The organism is Streptomyces sp. NPDC052225 (assembly GCF_040679615.1).
Taxonomy (GTDB): Bacteria; Actinomycetota; Actinomycetes; order Streptomycetales; family Streptomycetaceae; genus Streptomyces.
This window is the reverse complement of record NZ_JBFAVD010000003.1, coordinates 394862-413265: the sequence shown is the minus strand read 5'-3', so window position 1 is coordinate 413265 and position 18404 is coordinate 394862. Positions and strand designations below refer to the sequence as shown.

Sequence of the window (18404 nt, the reverse complement as noted above, 5' to 3'; positions counted from 1 at the left end):
GCACGGGAACAGCGCGCGCGACCGGCCACGGTCCGCACCGGGCCCCGGCGCCGACCGCTACCCCGCCGGAAGGTCCCGCCCCAGGAACGCCAGCAGCCGGCGGTGCGCCGGGGCGTCCCCGGGCGCCGGTATCGCGGGCCCGAACAGCCCCGGCCCGCGAAACCGCTCGAAGTCCATGCCGTCCAGATCGGCGAGCAGGTCCGCACAGGCCTGCTCGTCGATCAACTCCGGCCTGCCGACGGCGAGTGCCAGGTCGGCCCCGTGCGTCACCAGCTCCAGGAGATGCACCAGCGCCGCCATCGGCGCGGGCACGGTGCCGAACCCCAGCCGCACCGTGCCGTCCAGGGCGTCGGGGCGCGCCCAGGCCGCCCGGTCCAGCCGCGCGGCCAGGGCGAACGCCCCGTGCGGGTCCTCCCCCAGCCAGTCGGCCTCGTGGGCGGCGCCGGCCTCGGTCCCGGTCAGCTCGGCGGCGAAGATCCGCGCGCCTCCCACCACGTGGTTGAGCTCCGTGCGCACATCCCAGTCCCGGCACGGCGTGGGCCGCTCCCACGCGTCGTCACCGAGAACGGCGACGACCCCCGCCATCATGTCGACGGCCTTGTCGATCCTGCTCACAACCTCGGACATGGTCCCCCCTCGTCACGCTCACCAGTCGATGTCCTCCGGCTCAGGGCCGAAGTCCGGCTCGGGCCCGAAGTCCGGCTCCGGGCCGGCATCGCGCTCCGGGCCGGCATCGCGCTTCGGCTCCTGCGCAGGCGCCCCGGCCGGGCCGGAACCGGCCAGTACGGCCAGCACGCCCTCGCCATAGGTCGCCAGCTTCTTCTCGCCGACACCCCCGATTGTCCCCAACTGCCCGAGCGACGTGGGCTGTTGGAGCGCGATCTCCCGCAAGGTCGCGTCATGGAAGATCACGTACGCCGGGACCCCGTTCTCCTTCGCCTGCTCGCCGCGCCAGGCCCGAAGCGCCTCGAAGACCGGCACGAGCTCCGCCGGCAGGTCCGCGGCGACGGTCTTGGCCTTGCGCTCGCCCCGCGCCGCACGCGTCGTCGCGGGCTTCGGCGCCTCCTTGCGCAGCCGCACCTCCCGCCCGCCCCCGAGGACGGTGCCGCTGCTCTCGGTGAGCACCAGCGTCCCGTACTCGCCCTCGACCGCGATGAGCGACTGGGCGAGCAACTGCCGCACCACGCCCCGCCATTCGTTCTCGGTGAGCTCCGTGCCGATGCCGAAGACGGACAGCTGGTCGTGGTCGAACTGGATGACCTTCGCGGAGCGCTTGCCGAGCAGGATGTCGATGATCTGGCCCGCGCCGAACTTCTGCCGCCGCTCCCGCTCGAGGCGCACCACGGTGGAGAGGATCTTCTGCGCGGCGACCGTGCCGTCCCACGTCTCCGGCGGGGTCAGGCACGTGTCGCAGTTGCCGCACGACTCGGCGCCGTCCTGCCCGAAGTACGTGAGCAGCTGGGAGCGGCGGCACTGCGCCGTCTCGCACAAGGCCAGCATCGAGTCGAGGTGGGCGGAGGCGCGGCGCCGGAACGCCTCGTCGCCCTCCCCCATGTTGATCAGCTTCCGCTGCTGGACGACGTCCTGGAGCCCGTACGCCATCCACGCCGTCGACGGCATCCCGTCGCGCCCGGCGCGCCCGGTCTCCTGGTAGTAGCCCTCGACGGACTTCGGCAGGTCGAGGTGGGCCACGAAGCGCACGTCGGGCTTGTCGATGCCCATGCCGAACGCGATGGTCGCGCAGACGACGAGGCCCTCCTCGCGCAGGAAGCGGGACTGGTGCCGCGCCCGCGTCCCCGCGTCCAGGCCCGCGTGGTACGGGACCGCCTCGATCCCGTTCCTGCACAGGAACTCGGCGGTCGCCTCGACCGACTTGCGCGACAGGCAGTACACGATGCCCGCGTCGCCCTCGTGCTCCTGCTTGAGGAAGGTCAGGAGCTGCTTCTTCGGGTCGGCCTTGGGCACGATCCGGTACTGGATGTTGGGCCGGTCGAAGCTCGCCACGAAGTGCTTCGCGTCCGGCATGCCGAGGCGCTGGGTGATCTCCTGGTGCGTGGCGTGCGTCGCGGTCGCGGTGAGCGCGATCCGCGGCACGTCGGGCCAGCGCTGACCGAGCACGGACAGGGCCAGGTAGTCGGGGCGGAAGTCGTGCCCCCACTGCGCCACACAGTGCGCCTCGTCGATGGCGAAGACGGAGATCTTGCCGCGCGAGAGCAGGTCGAGCGTGGAGTCGAGGCGCAGCCGCTCGGGTGCCAGGTAGATGACGTCCAGCTCGCCCGCGAGGAACTCGGCCTCGACGGTCCTGCGCTCGTCGAAGTCCTGCGTCGAGTTCATGAACCCGGCGCGCACGCCGAGCGCCCGCAGCGCGTCCACCTGGTCCTGCATCAGCGCGATCAGCGGCGAGACGACGACGCCCGTACCGGGTCTGACCATGGCCGGGATCTGGTAGCAGAGCGACTTGCCGCCGCCGGTCGGCATGAGGACGACGGCGTCCCCGCCGCCCACCACGTGCTCGATGATCGCTTCCTGCTCGCCGCGGAAGGCGTCATACCCGAAGACGCGATGGAGCGTAGCCAGCGCCTCGCTCTCGGTCACCTCGCTCATACCCCAGTCCCGTCCTGCCGCTCTCGTCCACTCTCGACTTCCCCAGCAACCATAGGGGGCCGGACCGACAACCCCCGAAGTTATCCACAGGCTGGGGGCGCGCACCGTCCCCGCACACGCCGGAAGCCCGGCCCCCGACCGGGGACCGGGCTCCCGCGCGCCCGACGGGGGCGCTACCGCACGAACACGCCCGCCTGGCCCGCCAGGTCCAGGAAGTACTGCGGCGCGACGCCCAGCACGATCGTGACGACGACGCCCATCGCGATGGTCGTCATGGTCAGCGGCGAGGGCACGGCGACGGTCGGGCCGTCCGCCTTCGGCTCGCTGAAGAACATGAGGACGATCACGCGGATGTAGAAGAACGCGGCGATGGCCGACGAGATCACACCGACCACGACCAGCGCGCCCGCGCCGCCCTCGGCCGCCGCCTTGAACACGGCGAACTTGCCCGCGAAGCCGGACGTCAGCGGAATGCCCGCGAAGGCCAGCAGGAAGACGGCGAAGACCGCCGCGACCAGCGGGGAGCGCCGGCCGAGCCCCGCCCACTTCGACAGGTGCGTCGCCTCGCCGCCCGCGTCGCGCACCAGCGTCACCACGGCGAAGGCGCCGATCGTGACGAAGGAGTACGCGCCCAGGTAGAAGAGGACGGACGAGACGCCGTCGGGCGAGGTGGCGATGACACCGGCCAGGATGAAGCCGGCGTGCGCGATCGACGAGTACGCGAGCAGCCGCTTGATGTCGGTCTGCGTGATCGCGACGATCGCGCCGCCCAGCATCGTGACGATGGCGACGGCCCACATGACCGGCCGCCAGTCCCAGCGCAGCCCCGGCAGGACCACGTACAGGAGCCGCAGCAGCGCACCGAAGGCGGCCACCTTCGTACCGGCCGCCATGAAGCCGGTGACCGGCGTCGGGGCGCCCTGATAGACGTCCGGCGTCCACATGTGGAAGGGGACGGCGCCGACCTTGAACAGCAGGCCCATGACGACCAGCGCCATGCCGATGAGCAGCAGCGCGTCGTTGCCCATGGTGTCGGCGAGCGCCGGGTCCACGTTCTGGATCGAGCCGTCGACGACGCTCGCGATCGTGGCGTACGAGACCGAGCCCGCGTAGCCGTAGAGCAGCGCGATGCCGAACAGGGTGAACGCCGAGGCGAAGGCGCCGAGCAGGAAGTACTTGACCGCGGCCTCCTGCGACATGAGCCGCTTGCGGCGGGCCACGGCGCACAGCAGGTACAGCGGGAGCGAGAAGACTTCCAGGGCGACGAACAGCGTCAGCAGGTCGTTCGCCGCGGGGAAGACCAGCATGCCGGAGATCGCGAAGAGCGCGAGCGGGAACACCTCGGTGGTGGTGAACCCGGCCTTGACCGCGGCCTTCTCGCTGTCGCTGCCGGGCACGGACGCGGCCTGCGCGGCGAACGAGTCGACGCGGTTGCCGTGCGCCTCCGGGTCGAGCCGCCGCTCCGCGAAGGTGAAGATCGCGACCAACCCGGCCAGCAGGATGGTCCCTTGGAGGAAGAGCGCCGGACCGTCGACGGCGATCGCGCCCATGGCCGCGATGTGCGCCTTGGTGGTGCCGTACCCGCCGGCCGCGAGCCCGACGACCGCGGCGAAGGCGGCGGCGAGCGCGACGACGGACAGGAACACCTGGACGTAGTAGCGGGACTTACGGGGCACGAACGCCTCGACCAGGACCCCCAGGACGGCGGCACCGATGACGATCAAGGTCGGGGACAATTGCCCGTATTCGATCTTCGGTGCGTCGATCTTGGTGATCGGATCGGCGGCTGTTGTCCACAGGCTGTGGACGGCTGATGCACTCACTTGTGGGCCGCCTCCACTTCCGGCTTCGGGTCCTTCTTCTGGACGTCGGACATCGTGTGCTTGACCGCCGGGTTCACCAGCTCGGTCAGCGGCTTCGGGTACACACCAAGGAAGATCAGTACGCCGATCAGCGGGACCACGACCGCGAGTTCACGCACCCGCAGATCCGCGATGCCCTCGTTGGACGGCTTGACCGGGCCCGTCATGGTGCGCTGGTAGAGGACCAGCGTGTAGAGCGCGGCGAGCACGATGCCGAACGTGGCGATGATGCCGATCACCGGGTAGCGCGAGAACGTGCCGACCAGGACCAGGAACTCACTCACGAACGGCGCGAGCCCCGGCAGCGACAGCGTCGCCAGGCCACCGATCAGGAACGTGCCGGCGAGCACCGGCGCGACCTTCTGCACGCCCCCGTAGTCAGCGATGAGCCGCGAGCCGCGCCGCGAGATCAGGAACCCGGCGACCAGCATCAACGCGGCCGTCGACAGGCCGTGGTTGACCATGTAGAGCGTCGCGCCGGACTGGCCCTGGCTGGTCATCGCGAAGATGCCCATGATGATGAAGCCGAAGTGCGAGATCGACGCGTACGCGACCAGGCGCTTGATGTCGCGCTGGCCGACCGCGAGCAGCGCTCCGTAGACGATGCTGATGAGCGCGAGGACCAGGATGACCGGCGTCGCCCACTTGCTCGCCTCGGGGAAGAGCTGGAGGCAGAAGCGGAGCATCGCGAACGTGCCGACCTTGTCGACAACTGCCGTGATCAGTACGGCGACCGGGGCCGTGGCCTCGCCCATCGCGTTCGGCAGCCAGGTGTGCAGCGGCCACAGCGGGGCCTTCACCGCGAAGGCGAAGAAGAAGCCGAGGAAGAGCAGCCGCTCGGTGTTGGTCGCCATGTCGAGCGAGCCGGACGCACGGGCCTCGGCGATCTCCGAGAGCGAGAAGCTCCCGGCCACCACGTACAGACCGATGACGGCCGCCAGCATGATCAGGCCGCCGACGAGGTTGTAGAGGAGGAACTTGACCGCCGCGTACGAGCGCTGCGTCGCGGCCTCCTTCTCGCCGTGCGGGCCCGCGCGGTCGCCGAAGCCGCCGATGAGGAAGTACATCGGGATGAGCATGGCTTCGAAGAAGATGTAGAAGACGAAGACGTCGGTGGCCTCGAAGGAGATGATCACCATCGCCTCGACCAGGAGGATCAGGGCGAAGAAGCCCTGCGTCGGCCGCCACCGCCCGGCAGCGAAGCTGCTGAGAGACTCAGCGCCGGTCTCCTGCGGGTCGGCGTCGTGCCAGCCGGCCAGGATCACGAACGGGATGAGCAGCGCGGTCAGCGCGATCAGCGCCACCCCGATGCCGTCCACGCCCAGTTCGTAGCGGACCCCGAAGTCCTTGATCCACCAGTGGGACTCGGTGAGTTGGTAGCGGTCGCCGTCCGGGTCGAAGCGGACCGCGACCACCGCGGCGACGACCAGTGTCGCGACCGAGAACAGCAGCGCGAGCCACTTGGCCGCGGTGCGCTGCTTCGCCGGTACGGCGGCCGTGGCGATGGCGCCCACGGCCGGCAGTACCGCCGTCGCTGTCAGCAGAGGAAAGGACATCGGTATCAGACCGCCCTCATCAGCAGGGTCGCGGCGACGATGACCGCCGCACCGCCGAACATCGAGACGGCGTACGAGCGCGCGTAGCCGTTCTGGAGCTTGCGCAGCCGGCCGGAGAGGCCGCCGACCGAGGCCGCCGTGCCGTTGACCACCCCGTCGACCAGGGTGTGGTCGACGTAGACCAGCGAGCGCGTGAGGTGCTCGCCGCCGCGGACGAGGACGACGTGGTTGAAGTCGTCCTGGAGCAGGTCGCGACGGGCCGCGCGGGTGAGCAGCGAACCGCGCGGTGCGACGACGGGAACCTCGCGACGCCCGTACTGGAGCCAGGCGATGCCCACACCGATCACCAGGCAGACCATGGTGGCGCCGGTGACGACGCCCGCGCTGATCGGCGCGTCCCCGTGGCTGTGCCCGGTGACGGGCTCCAGCCAGTTCAGGAAGCGGTCCCCGATGGAGAAGAAGCCACCGGCGAAGACCGAGCCGACCGCGAGCACGATCATCGGGATCGTCATGGACGAGGGCGACTCGTGCGGGTGCGGCTGGTGGCCGTCCGCGTCGGGCTGCCAGCGCTTCTCACCGAAGAAGGTCATGATCATCACGCGGGTCATGTAGAACGCCGTGATGGCCGCGCCGAGCAGGGCGACGGAGCCGAGGATCCAGCCCTCCGTGCCGCCCTTCGCGAACGCCGCCTCGATGATCTTGTCCTTGGAGAAGAAGCCGGACAGACCGGGGAAGCCGATGATGGCGAGGTACCCGAGCCCGAACGTCACGAAGGTGACCGGCATGTACCTGCGCAGGGCGCCGTACTTCCTCATGTCCACCTCGTCGTTCATGCCGTGCATGACCGAACCGGCGCCGAGGAAGAGCCCGGCCTTGAAGAAGCCGTGCGTCACCAGGTGCATGATCGCGAAGACGTAGCCGATGGGGCCGAGGCCCGCGGCGAGGACCATGTAGCCGATCTGCGACATCGTCGACCCGGCGAGGGCCTTCTTGATGTCGTCCTTCGCGCAACCGACGATCGCACCGAACAGCAGCGTGACCGCGCCGACGATGGTGACGACGAGCTGCGCGTCCGGCGCGGCGTTGAAGATCGCCCCGGACCGCACGATCAGATACACACCCGCGGTCACCATGGTCGCGGCGTGGATGAGGGCCGAGACCGGGGTCGGGCCCTCCATCGCGTCCCCGAGCCAGGACTGCAGCGGCACCTGCGCCGACTTGCCGCACGCGGCGAGCAGCAGCATCAGGCCCACGGCGGTGAGCTTGCCCTCGGAGGTGCCGTCGACGAGTCCGGGGTGCTCCAGCGTGCCGAGCACCGGCGTGAAGGCGAACGTGCCGAACGTCGTGAACATCAGCATGATCGCGATCGACAGGCCCATGTCGCCGACCCTGTTGACCAGGAACGCCTTCTTCGCGGCGGTCGCCGCGCTGGGCTTGTGCTGCCAGAAGCCGATGAGCAGGAACGAGGCGAGGCCCACGCCCTCCCAACCGACGTACAGCAGAAGGTAGTTGTCGGCGAGGACGAGGAGCAGCATCGCCGCGAGGAACAGGTTCAGGTAGCCGAAGAAGCGGCGGCGCCGCTCGTCGTGCTCCATGTAGCCGATCGAGTACAGGTGGATCAGCGTGCCCACACCGGAGATCAGCAGCACGAACGTCATCGACAGCTGGTCCAACTGGAAGGCGACGTCCGCCCGGAAGCCCTCGACGGGGATCCAGCTGAACAGGTGCTGGCTGAGCGTGCGGTCGTGCGGGCCCTTGCCGAGCAGATCGGAGAAGAGCACGACGGCGATCACGAAGGAGACGGCCGCGAGCAGCGTGCCGAGCAGATGACCCACCCGGTCCAACGCCCGCCCGCCGCACAGCAGTACGGCCGCTCCGAGCAGTGGCGCCGCTACCAGCAGCGCAATCAGGTTCTCCACTGGATGCGACCCCTTACAGCTTCATCAGGCTGGCGTCGTCGACCGAGGCCGAGTGGCGGGAACGGAACAGCGACACGATGATCGCGAGCCCGACCACGACCTCCGCGGCGGCGACGACCATCGTGAAGAAGGCGATGATCTGGCCGTCGAGATTGCCGTGCATACGGGAGAACGCGACGAACGCGAGGTTGCACGCGTTCAGCATCAGCTCGACGCACATGAACACGACGATCGCGTTCCGCCTGATGAGCACGCCGGTGGCGCCGATCGTGAACAACAAGGCGGCGAGATACAGATAGTTGACCGGATTCACTTCGACGCCTCCTCTGAACGCTCCAGGCGCTCGGCCGAGCGCTGTTCGAGGGCCTTGAGGTCGCTGAGCGCCTCACCCGAGACGTCACGGACCTGGCCGCGCTCGCGCAGCGTCTGCATGACCGTGAGCTCCGAGGGGGTGCCGTCGGGCAGCAGGCCTGCGATGTCCACCGCGTTGTGCCGGGCGTACACACCCGGGGCGGGCAGCGGCGGCAGGTGCTTGCCCTCGCGCACCCGCTGCTCGGCCAACTCGCGCTGCGTCTTGGCCCGTTCGGTGCGCTCCCGGTGCGTGAGCACCATCGCGCCGACGGCGGCCGTGATCAGCAGGGCGCCGGTGATCTCGAAGGCGAAGACGTACTTGGTGAAGATGAGGGCGGCCAGGCCCTCCACGTTCCCCCCGGCGTTCGCCTTGCCGAGGCCGTTGAACTGCGTCAGCGACGCGTTCGCCAGGCCCGCGATCAGCAGCACCCCGAAGCCGAGACCGCACAGGGCCGCGAGCCAGCGCTGCCCCTTGATGGTCTCCTTCAGGGAGTCCGCGGCGGTGACGCCGACGAGCATGACCACGAAGAGGAACAGCATCATGATCGCGCCCGTGTAGACGACGATCTGCACGATGCCCAGGAAGTACGCCCCGTTGGCCAGGTAGAACACCGCGAGGATGATCATCGTGCCGGCCAGGCAGAGGGCGCTGTGCACGGCCTTCCTCATCAGGATCGTGCACAGCGCGCCGATGACGGCGACCGTACCGAGGACCCAGAACTGGAAGGCCTCACCGGTGGAGGTCCCCGCCGAGAGTGTGGCTGCGGCGGCGAGCTGCGCGCTCATGCCTCCACCCCCTCTTCTTCAGGCTTCTCGCCCTTGGAGACGGCCACTTGCCGCTCGGTGCCGGGCGCCGCCTCCGTCACCAGGCCGCGGTAGTAGTCCTGCTCGTCCATGCCGGGGAAGATCGAGTGCGGCGACTCGACCATGCCCTCCTCCAGGCCGGCGAGCAGCTGCTCCTTGGTGTAGATGAGGTTGGCGCGGCTGCTGTCGGCGAGCTCGAACTCGTTCGTCATCGTCAGCGCGCGCGTGGGGCACGCCTCGATGCACAGACCGCACAGGATGCAGCGGGCGTAGTTGATCTGGTAGACGCGGCCGTAGCGCTCACCCGGGGAGTAGCGCTCCTCCTCGGTGTTGTCCGCGCCCTCCACGTAGATGGCGTCCGCCGGGCAGGCCCAGGCGCACAGCTCGCAGCCGACGCACTTCTCCAGGCCGTCCGGATGGCGGTTGAGCTGGTGCCTGCCGTGGAAGCGGGGAGCGGTGGTCTTCTGCTGCTCCGGGTACTGCTCGGTCAGCCGCTTCTTGAACATGGCCTTGAAGGTCACGCCGAAGCCTGCGACAGGGTTCTGGAACCCGGGCTTGGTGTCCTTCTCATGCTTCTCGTCAGCCATCGGACGCCTCCTTTCCGTCTCGAGATCCGCCAAGTGATTCGTCACTCGCAGTATCGGGGCCGCCACTGACAATCAACTCCCGCTCGTGGCGCGGCCGTCGGCGCGGCACGGGCGGCAGGGTCTGTCCGGGCAGCGGCGGCACGGGGAATCCGCCCGCCATGGGGTCGAAGGCGGCCGGCTCCTCGACTGCCGTGTCCCGCTCGCCTCCCCGGTCGAGGAACATGTCGACGAGGTACGACAGCAGCAGGACGACGAGGATGCCTCCGGCGACGTACAGGACGATCGACCCGAAGTCGTAGTTCTCGTTGCGCAGCGTGCGCACCGTCGCCACGGCCATCAGCCACACCACCGAGACCGGGATGAGGACCTTCCAGCCGAGCTTCATCAGCTGGTCGTAGCGCACGCGCGGCAGCGTGCCGCGCAGCCAGATGAAGAAGAACAGCAGCAGCTGGACCTTGATGACGAACCAGAGCATCGGCCACCAGCCGTGGTTCGCGCCCTCCCAGAACGTGGAGATCGGCCACGGAGCCCGCCAGCCGCCCAGGAAGAGCGTCACGGACACCGCCGAGACCGTCACCATGTTCACGTACTCGGCGAGCATGAACATCGCGAACTTGATGGACGAGTACTCGGTGTTGAAGCCGCCGACGAGGTCGCCCTCGGACTCCGGCATGTCGAACGGGGCGCGGTTCGTCTCGCCGACCATCGTCACGATGTAGATCAGGAACGACACCGGCAGCAGCACGATGTACCAGCGGTCGTGCTGCTGGGCGACGATCTCCGAGGTCGACATCGAGCCCGAGTACAGGAACACCGAGGCGAACGCGGCGCCCATCGCGATCTCGTACGAGATCATCTGCGCGCAGGAGCGCAGGCCGCCGAGGAGCGGGTACGTCGACCCGGACGACCAGCCCGCGAGGACGATGCCGTAGATGCCGACGGAGGCGACCGCGAGAATGTAGAGCATCGCGATCGGCAGGTCGGTGAGCTGCATCGTCGTACGGGTGCCGAAGATCGAGATCTCGTTGCCCGCGGGGCCGAACGGGATCACGGCGATCGCCATGAAGGCGGGGATCGCGGCGATGATCGGCGCGAGGATGTAGACCACCTTGTCCGCGCGCTTGACGATCAGGTCTTCCTTCAGCATCAGCTTGATGCCGTCGGCGAGCGACTGGAGCATGCCCCAGGGGCCGTGCCGGTTGGGGCCGATGCGCAGCTGCATCCAGGCGACGACCTTGCGCTCCCACACGATGGAGAACAGCACGGTCAGCATCAGGAAGGCGAAGCAGAAGACCGCCTTGATGACGACGAGCCACCACGGGTCGGTGCCGAACATCGACAGGTCTTCGAGTGCCAGGGGACTCATGACTGCACCTCCGGGGCCTCGGCGACGGCCGGGCCGATCTTCACGAGGTCGCCGGGGACGGCGCCCGCGTCCGAAGCGACGCCGCTGCCCACGGAGTTGAGCGGCAGCCAGACCACGCGGTCGGGCATCTCCGTGACCTGGAGCGGCAGTTCGACGGTTCCTGCCGGACCGGTGACCGCCAGCGCGTCGCCGTCCTTCACGCCGACCTCGGCGGCCGTCGCGGCGGACACGCGCGCGTGTGCGGCGTGCCGGGTGCCGGCCAGCGCCTCGTCGCCTTCCTGAAGACGGCCGAGGTCGAGCAGCATCCGGTGCCCGGCGAGCACGGCCTCGCCGCTCGCGGGCCGCGGCAGCTGGGCCCCGGTCTCCAGTGGCTCGGTGGCGTGCGCACCGTCCCAGTGGCCGAGCCGGTCCAGCTCACCGCGCGCGGCGCGCAGATCGGGAAGACCGAGGTGTACGTCCATGGCGTCGGCCAGCATCTGGAGCACGCGCCCGTCGGTCGGGGCGACCCGGCGCGTCATCTGGTCGGGCTTGAGCGCGGCCTCGAACATCCGCGCCCGCCCCTCCCAGTTGAGGAAGGTGCCGGCCTTCTCGGCGACCGCGGCCACCGGCAGGACGACGTCCGCGTGGGCGGTGACCTCGCTCGGCCGCTGCTCCAGGGAGACCAGGAACCCGACCTCGTGAAGGGCTTCACGCGCGCGTGCCGGTGCGGGGAGGTCGGCGACCTCGACGCCGGCCACGACCAGGGCCCTCAGTTCGCCGGAGGCAGCCGCCTCGACGATCTGGCCCGTGTCGCGTCCGTAGCGGTGCGGCAGTTCGGCCACACCCCAGGCGGCGGCGACCTCCTCACGCGCGCGCGGGTCGGTCGCCGGACGGCCGCCCGGCAGGAGCGACGGCAGCGCGCCCGCCTCGACGGCGCCGCGCTCACCCGCGCGGCGCGGGATCCACACCAGTTGCGCGCCGGTCGCGGTCGCGGCCCGCACGGCGGCGGTGAGCCCGCCCGCGACGGCCGCGAGCCGCTCGCCGACGACGATCACGGCACCTTCGCCGCGCAGGGCCTCCGAGGCCGCCACACCCGCGGCGTCCTCCAGGCCGACGCCTGCGGCGAGCGCGTCCAGCCACTCGGACTCGGTGCCGGGAGCCGCCGGAAGCAGCGTGCCGCCGGCCTTCTCCAGGCCGCGCGTCGCATACGTGGCGAGCGAGTACACCTTCTGGCCGTGCGCCCGCCACGCCTTGCGGAGCTTGAGGAAGACGCCGGGCGCCTCCTCCTCCGACTCGAAGCCGACCAGGAGCACGGCCGGGGCCTTCTCCAGCTTCGTGTACGTGACGCCGCTGCCGTCCAGATCGCGACCGCGCCCGGCGACGCGGGCTGCCAGGAAGTCGGCCTCCTCGCTGCTGTGCACCCGCGCGCGGAAGTCGATGTCGTTCGTGTCGAGGGCGACGCGCGCGAACTTGCTGTACGCGTACGCGTCCTCGACGGTCAGCCGGCCGCCGGTGAGCACGCCGGCCCGCCCGCGCGCGGCGGCGAGCCCCCGCGCGGCGACCTCCAGCGCCTCGGGCCAGGACGCGGCCCGCAGCTCACCGGTCGCCTCGTCGCGGACCTGCGGCATGGTGAGCCGGTCGGGCTTCTGCGCGTAACGGAAGCCGAAGCGGCCCTTGTCGCAGATCCACTCCTCGTTGACCTCGGGGTCGTTGGCCGCGAGGCGGCGCATGACCTTGCCGCGCCGGTGGTCCGTCCGCGTCGCGCAGCCGCCCGCGCAGTGCTCGCACACCGACGGCGACGACACCAGGTCGAAGGGGCGCGAGCGGAAGCGGTACGCCGCCGACGTCAGGGCGCCGACCGGGCAGATCTGGATCGTGTTCCCGGAGAAGTACGACTCGAAGGGGTCGCCCTCACCCGTGCCGACCTGCTGGAGCGCGCCGCGCTCGATCAGCTCGATCATCGGGTCGCCCGCGATCTGGTTCGAGAACCGGGTGCAGCGCGCGCACAGCACGCACCGCTCACGGTCGAGCAGCACCTGCGTCGAGATCGGGACCGGCTTCTCGTACGTACGCTTCTTGCCCTCGAAGCGGCTGTCGGACTGGCCGTGCGACATGGCCTGGTTCTGCAACGGGCACTCGCCGCCCTTGTCGCAGACCGGGCAGTCCAGCGGGTGGTTGATGAGCAGCAGCTCCATCACGCCGCGCTGCGCCTTCTCGGCGACGGGCGAGGAGAGCTGGCTCTTGACCACCATGCCGTCGGTGCAGGTGATGGTGCAGGACGCCATCGGCTTGCGCTGGCCCTCCACCTCCACGATGCACTGGCGGCAGGCGCCGGCCGGGTCGAGGAGCGGATGGTCGCAGAACCGGGGGATCTCGATGCCCAGCAGTTCGGCGGCCCGGATGACCAGCGTTCCCTTGGGGACGCTGATCTCGATGCCGTCGATGGTGAGGGAGACGAGGTCCTCCGGCGGTACGGCCGCCTCACCGCCCCCGGAGGGAGCGTTGTTGGTCGTGACGGTCACGCGTTCACCTCCGTGCGGTGCTGGTCGGTCCGGTCGGCCCAGAGAGTCGAGCGGGCCGGGTCGAAGGGGCAGCCCTTGCCCGTGATGTGCTGCTCGTACTCCTCGCGGAAGTACTTGAGCGAGGAGAAGATCGGCGAGGCGGCGCCGTCGCCGAGGGCGCAGAACGACTTGCCGTTGATGTTGTCGGCGATGTCGTTGAGCTTGTCGAGGTCCTCCATCGCGCCCTTGCCGGCCTCGATGTCGCGCAGCAACTGCACGAGCCAGTACGTCCCTTCGCGGCACGGCGTGCACTTGCCGCAGGACTCGTGGGCGTAGAACTCGGTCCAGCGGGTGACGGCGCGTACGACGCAGGTCGTCTCGTCGAAGCACTGGAGCGCCTTGGTGCCGAGCATCGAGCCGGCGGCGCCGACGCCCTCGTAGTCGAGGGGGACGTCGAGGTGCTCCTCGGTGAACATCGGGGTCGAACTGCCGCCCGGTGTCCAGAACTTGAGGCGGTGGCCGGGCCGCATGCCGCCGCTCATGTCGAGCAGCTGGCGCAGCGTGATGCCGAGCGGGGCCTCGTACTGGCCGGGCGAGGCGACGTGGCCGCTGAGCGAGTAGAGCGTGAAGCCCGGGGACTTCTCGCTGCCCATCGACTTGAACCAGTCTTTCCCGCGATTCAGGATCGCGGGAACCGACGCGATGGACTCGACGTTGTTCACCACAGTGGGGCATGCGTAGAGGCCCGCGACCGCAGGGAAGGGGGGACGCAGTCGCGGCTGGCCACGACGGCCTTCGAGCGAGTCCAGGAGTGCGGTCTCCTCACCACAGATGTACGCGCCTGCGCCGGCGTGCACGGTGAGCTCAAGGTTGAGACCGGACCCGAGGATGTTCTGCCCGAGATACCCCGCGGCGTAGGCCTCGCGCACGGCCTCGTGCAACCGCCGCAGTACGGGGACCACTTCACCGCGCAAGTAGATGAACGCGTGCTCCGAACGGATCGCGTAACACGCGATCACGATGCCCTCGATGAGGCTGTGCGGGTTCGCGAAGAGGAGCGGGATGTCCTTGCAGGTCCCCGGCTCCGATTCGTCGGCGTTGACAACCAGATAGTGCGGCTTGCCGTCTCCCTGCGGGATGAACTGCCACTTCATCCCCGTCGGGAACCCGGCGCCTCCGCGCCCGCGCAGCCCCGAATCCTTCACATAGGCGATGAGATCGTCCGGCGACATCGCGAGGGCCTTGCGCAGGCCTTCGTAGCCGTCGTGCCGGCGATACACGTCCAAGGACCAGGACTCGTCCTCGTCCCAGAAGGCCGACAGGACCGGAGCGAGCAGTTTCTCCGGGCTGGTGTCGTTGTTGTCGATCTCGGCTGCCAAGGTCATCACTCCCCCTCCTCGGCGGTCGGACCCGCGGGGTGCGCCGGGTCGGAGGCCGATGTGTCCTGCGGCGCGTCGTGCGAGCTCAAGTGCTCGGTGGGCGACGGTTCGTGGGGCTGTTCGCCCTTCACCGTCTCGGCGCGCTGGTGGACCACGCGCGCCGGCGTCTCGCCCTTGGCCAGACGCAGACCGATCAGCGAGGCCGGGCCCGCGCTGCCGCTCGCCTCGACGGCGCCCTCGCGCTCGTCGGGGAACCCGGCCAGGATGCGCGCGGTCTCCTTGAAGGTGCACAAGGGGGCGCCGCGCGTGGGTGACACCTGCGTGCCCGCGCGCAGGTCGTCGACGAGCCGCTTCGCGGTCTCGGGCGTCTGGTTGTCGAAGAACTCCCAGTTGACCATCACCACGGGAGCGAAATCACAAGCGGCGTTGCACTCGATGTGCTCCAGCGTGATCTTGCCGTCGTCCGTGGTGCCGTTGTTGCCGACGCCGAGGTGCTTCTGGAGCGACTCGAAGATCGCGTCGCCGCCCATCACCGCGCACAGCGTGTTGGTGCAGACGCCGACCTGGTAGTCGCCGCTCGGCTTGCGCCGGTACATCGTGTAGAAGGTCGCGACGGCCGTGACCTCGGCGGTGGTCAGGTCGAGCATGTCCGCGCAGAACTGCATGCCGGTCCGCGTGACATGGCCTTCCTCGGCCTGCACGAGGTGCAGCAGTGGAAGGAGCGCCGAGCGGGAGCCGGGGTAGCGGGAGATGATCTCCTTCGCATCCGCCTCGAGCCGGGCTCGGACGTCGTCCGGGTAAGCGGGCGCGGGCAGTTGGGGCATGCCCAGGCTGACGCCCTGCCCTGCGGGTTCAGCAGAACTGGTGGTCACCGGTCGACGCCTCCCATCACGGGGTCGATGGACGCGACGGCGACGATGACGTCGGCGACCTGGCCGCCCTCGCACATCGCCGCCATGGCCTGCAGGTTGGTGAAGGACGGGTCGCGGAAGTGGACCCGGAAGGGGCGGGTGCCGCCGTCGGACACGGCGTGCACACCGAGCTCCCCCTTGGGCGACTCCACGGCGGCGTACGCCTGTCCCGGCGGGACGCGGAAGCCCTCGGTCACCAGCTTGAAGTGGTGGATGAGGGCCTCCATGGAGGTGCCCATGATGTTCTTGATGTGGTCGAGCGAGTTGCCGAGCCCGTCGGGCCCGAGGGCCAGTTGGGCGGGCCAGGCGATCTTCTTGTCGCCGACCATGACCGGGCCGGGGGCCAGGCGGTCCAGGCACTGTTCGACGATGCGCAGCGACTGGTGCATCTCCTCCAGGCGGATCAGGAAGCGCCCGTAGGAGTCGCAGGTGTCGGCGGTCGGGATGTCGAACTCGTAGTTCTCGTAGCCGCAGTACGGCTGCGCCTTGCGCAGGTCGTGCGGCAGGCCGGCGGAGCGCAGGATCGGTCCGGTGGCGCCGAGGGCCATGGAGCCCGCGAGGTCGAGGTAACCGACGTCCTGCATACGGGCCTTGAAGATGGGGTTCCCGGTGGCGAGCTTGTCGTACTCGGGAAGGTTCTTCTTCATCTTCTTCACGAACTCGCGGATCTGGTCCACCGCGCCGGGCGGCAGGTCCTGGGCGAGTCCGCCGGGCCGGATGTACGCGTGGTTCATCCGCAGGCCGGTGATCAACTCATAGATGTCGAGAATGAGTTCACGATCACGGAAGCCGTAGATCATGATCGTGGTCGCGCCGAGTTCCATACCGCCGGTGGCGATGCAGACCAGGTGCGAGGACAACCGGTTCAGCTCCATCAGGAGCACGCGGATGATCGACGCCCGGTCCGGGATCTCGTCCTCGATGCCGAGGAGCTTCTCGACCGCGAGGCAGTACGCCGTCTCGTTGAAGAACGGTGTCAGGTAGTCCATGCGCGTCACGAACGTGGTGCCCTGCGTCCACGTGCGGAACTCGAGGTTCTTCTCGATACCGGTGTGGAGGTAGCCGATGCCGCAGCGGGCCTCGGTGACCGTCTCGCCGTCGATCTCCAGGATCAGGCGCAACACCCCGTGCGTGGACGGGTGCTGGGGTCCCATGTTGACGATGATGCGCTCGTCGTCGGACTTGGCCGCGGTCTGGGCGATCTCGTCCCAGTCGCCACCGGTGACCGTGTAGACGGTGCCCTCGGTGGTCTCGCGCGGCGAAGCGGAGGGAGCAGAAGAAGGAGTGGTCATCAGGAGTACGACCTCCGCTGGTCCGGAGCCGGGATCTGGGCGCCCTTGTACTCGACGGGGATGCCGCCGAGGGGGTAGTCCTTGCGCTGCGGGAAGCCCTGCCAGTCGTCCGGCATCATGATCCGCGTCAGCGCGGGGTGGCCGTCGAAGACGATGCCGAAGAAGTCGTACGCCTCGCGCTCGTGCCAGTCGTTCGTCGGGTACACGGAGACCAGCGACGGGACGTGCGGGTCCGCGTCGGGCATGGAGACCTCGAGGCGGATCAGCCGGTTGTGGGTGATCGACCGCAGGTGGTAGACGGCGTGCAGCTCGCGGCCCTTGTCGCCGGGGTAGTTGACCCCGGAGACGCCGGTGCAGAGCTCGAAGCGCAGCGCCGGGTCGTCGCGCAGGGTCTGCGCCACGCGCACCAGGTGCTCGCGCTCGATGTGGAAGGTGAGCTCGCCGCGGTCGACGACCGTCTTGTCGATGGCGTTCTCGGGGACGAGGCCCTGTTCCTCCAGGGCGCCCTCCAGCTCGTCGGCGACCTCGTCGAACCAGCCGCCGTAGGGGCGGGAGGCCTCGCCGGGCAGCCGGATCGAGCGGACCAGGCCGCCGTAGCCGGAGGTGTCCCCGCCGTTGTCGGCGCCGAACATGCCGCGCTGGACGCGGATCTCCTCGCCGCCCTCGCCGCGCTGCCCCGGAAGGTTGGAGGCGCTGAGGTCCTTCTCGGGATTGGTCCCGTTGCTCTGGGCGTCGCTCACCGCAGCAGCCCCTTCATCTCGATCGTCGGCAGCGCCTTGAGCGCCGCCTCCTCCGCCTCACGGGCCGCCTCCTCGGCGTTCACGCCGAGCTTGGAGGACTGGATCTTCTGATGGAGCTTGAGAATCGCGTCCATCAGCATCTCGGGCCGGGGCGGGCAGCCGGGCAGATAGATGTCGACCGGGACGACGTGGTCGACGCCCTGCACGATCGCGTAGTTGTTGAACATCCCGCCGGACGAGGCGCAGACCCCCATGGAGATGACCCACTTGGGGTTGGGCATCTGGTCGTAGACCTGGCGCAGGACGGGGGCCATCTTCTGGCTCACCCGGCCGGCGACGATCATCAGGTCCGCCTGGCGCGGTGACCCGCGGAAGACCTCCATGCCGAACCGCGCCAGGTCGTAGCGGCCCGCGCCCGTCGTCATCATCTCGATGGCGCAGCACGCGAGCCCGAACGTGGCGGGAAAGACGGAGGACTTGCGCACCCAGCCCGCGGCCTGCTCGACGGTGGTGAGGAGGAATCCGCTCGGCAGCTTTTCTTCGAGTCCCATTG

The 18404-nt window shown here is 69.4% G+C and carries 15 protein-coding genes; all 15 read right to left on the bottom strand.

Going from position 1 to position 18404, the window contains the following annotated elements; all coding sequences use genetic code 11:
- Positions 1-57 precede the first annotated feature (57 nt).
- A complete protein-coding gene (locus tag AB0L37_RS07575; RefSeq protein ID WP_365501373.1) occupies positions 58-627 on the bottom strand; it encodes a TIGR03086 family metal-binding protein in 570 nt (189 codons plus the stop codon).
- A gap of 18 nt (positions 628-645) precedes the next feature.
- Positions 646-2604: a DNA helicase RecQ gene (recQ, locus tag AB0L37_RS07570; RefSeq protein ID WP_365501371.1), complete on the bottom strand. Its 1959-nt coding sequence runs from the start codon at positions 2602-2604 to the stop codon at positions 646-648.
- 173 nt (positions 2605-2777) lie between these two features.
- On the bottom strand, positions 2778-4427 hold the full coding sequence (gene nuoN / locus AB0L37_RS07565) for an NADH-quinone oxidoreductase subunit NuoN (protein WP_365501369.1): 1650 nt from the start codon (positions 4425-4427) through the stop codon (positions 2778-2780).
- On the bottom strand, positions 4424-6022 hold the full coding sequence (locus tag AB0L37_RS07560) for an NADH-quinone oxidoreductase subunit M (RefSeq protein WP_365501367.1): 1599 nt from the start codon (positions 6020-6022) through the stop codon (positions 4424-4426). Before AB0L37_RS07560 ends, nuoN begins: the two co-directional genes overlap by 4 nt.
- A 5-nt stretch (positions 6023-6027) precedes the next feature.
- The gene (nuoL, locus tag AB0L37_RS07555; RefSeq protein ID WP_365501365.1) at positions 6028-7941 is read right to left on the bottom strand and encodes an NADH-quinone oxidoreductase subunit L; all 1914 of its coding nucleotides are present in this window, start codon (positions 7939-7941) and stop codon (positions 6028-6030) included.
- Positions 7942-7954: 13 nt separating this feature from the next.
- Positions 7955-8254, bottom strand: coding sequence for an NADH-quinone oxidoreductase subunit NuoK (nuoK, locus tag AB0L37_RS07550; protein WP_004927567.1), 300 nt, complete (start codon positions 8252-8254; stop codon positions 7955-7957).
- Positions 8251-9078, bottom strand: coding sequence for an NADH-quinone oxidoreductase subunit J (locus tag AB0L37_RS07545; RefSeq protein ID WP_365501363.1), 828 nt, complete (start codon positions 9076-9078; stop codon positions 8251-8253). The genes nuoK and AB0L37_RS07545 overlap by 4 nt, the downstream gene beginning before the upstream one ends.
- Positions 9075-9683: an NADH-quinone oxidoreductase subunit NuoI gene (gene nuoI, locus AB0L37_RS07540; RefSeq protein ID WP_365501361.1), complete on the bottom strand. Its 609-nt coding sequence runs from the start codon at positions 9681-9683 to the stop codon at positions 9075-9077. The genes AB0L37_RS07545 and nuoI overlap by 4 nt, the downstream gene beginning before the upstream one ends.
- The gene (gene nuoH / locus AB0L37_RS07535) at positions 9676-11049 is read right to left on the bottom strand and encodes an NADH-quinone oxidoreductase subunit NuoH (RefSeq protein WP_365501359.1); all 1374 of its coding nucleotides are present in this window, start codon (positions 11047-11049) and stop codon (positions 9676-9678) included. Before nuoH ends, nuoI begins: the two co-directional genes overlap by 8 nt.
- A complete protein-coding gene (locus AB0L37_RS07530; protein WP_365501357.1) occupies positions 11046-13550 on the bottom strand; it encodes an NADH-quinone oxidoreductase subunit G in 2505 nt (834 codons plus the stop codon). Before AB0L37_RS07530 ends, nuoH begins: the two co-directional genes overlap by 4 nt.
- Positions 13547-14914: an NADH-quinone oxidoreductase subunit NuoF gene (nuoF, locus tag AB0L37_RS07525; protein ID WP_365501355.1), complete on the bottom strand. Its 1368-nt coding sequence runs from the start codon at positions 14912-14914 to the stop codon at positions 13547-13549. The genes AB0L37_RS07530 and nuoF overlap by 4 nt, the downstream gene beginning before the upstream one ends.
- Positions 14914-15780 (bottom strand): NADH-quinone oxidoreductase subunit NuoE, encoded by an 867-nt coding sequence (nuoE, locus tag AB0L37_RS07520; protein ID WP_365501353.1) that lies wholly within the window; start codon positions 15778-15780, stop codon positions 14914-14916. Before nuoE ends, nuoF begins: the two co-directional genes overlap by 1 nt.
- Positions 15777-17111 carry an NADH-quinone oxidoreductase subunit D gene (locus tag AB0L37_RS07515; protein ID WP_365501351.1) on the bottom strand — a complete coding sequence of 445 codons (1335 nt, stop codon included), beginning with the start codon at positions 17109-17111 and terminating at the stop codon, positions 15777-15779. The genes nuoE and AB0L37_RS07515 overlap by 4 nt, the downstream gene beginning before the upstream one ends.
- Positions 17111-17851, bottom strand: a complete 741-nt coding sequence (locus tag AB0L37_RS07510) for an NADH-quinone oxidoreductase subunit C (protein ID WP_365501349.1) — start codon at positions 17849-17851, stop codon at positions 17111-17113. Before AB0L37_RS07510 ends, AB0L37_RS07515 begins: the two co-directional genes overlap by 1 nt.
- A complete protein-coding gene (locus AB0L37_RS07505; RefSeq protein ID WP_006133126.1) occupies positions 17848-18402 on the bottom strand; it encodes an NADH-quinone oxidoreductase subunit B family protein in 555 nt (184 codons plus the stop codon). The genes AB0L37_RS07510 and AB0L37_RS07505 overlap by 4 nt, the downstream gene beginning before the upstream one ends.
- Between the last annotated feature and the right edge of the window lie 2 nt (positions 18403-18404).

Excerpts from the sequence above, each read along its gene's own strand:
- AB0L37_RS07515 (WP_365501351.1), bottom strand. The coding sequence starts at position 17,111 with ATGACCACTCCTTCTTCTGCTCCCTCCGCTTCGCCGCGCGAGACCACC.
- nuoI (WP_365501361.1), bottom strand. The coding sequence starts at position 9,683 with ATGGCTGACGAGAAGCATGAGAAGGACACCAAGCCCGGGTTCCAGAAC.
- recQ (WP_365501371.1), bottom strand. The coding sequence starts at position 2,604 with ATGAGCGAGGTGACCGAGAGCGAGGCGCTGGCTACGCTCCATCGCGTC.
- AB0L37_RS07560 (WP_365501367.1), bottom strand. The coding sequence starts at position 6,022 with ATGTCCTTTCCTCTGCTGACAGCGACGGCGGTACTGCCGGCCGTGGGC.
- AB0L37_RS07545 (WP_365501363.1), bottom strand. The coding sequence starts at position 9,078 with ATGAGCGCGCAGCTCGCCGCCGCAGCCACACTCTCGGCGGGGACCTCC.
- AB0L37_RS07575 (WP_365501373.1), bottom strand. The coding sequence starts at position 627 with ATGTCCGAGGTTGTGAGCAGGATCGACAAGGCCGTCGACATGATGGCG.
- nuoF (WP_365501355.1), bottom strand. The coding sequence starts at position 14,914 with ATGACCTTGGCAGCCGAGATCGACAACAACGACACCAGCCCGGAGAAA.
- nuoH (WP_365501359.1), bottom strand. The coding sequence starts at position 11,049 with ATGAGTCCCCTGGCACTCGAAGACCTGTCGATGTTCGGCACCGACCCG.
- AB0L37_RS07505 (WP_006133126.1), bottom strand. The coding sequence starts at position 18,402 with ATGGGACTCGAAGAAAAGCTGCCGAGCGGATTCCTCCTCACCACCGTC.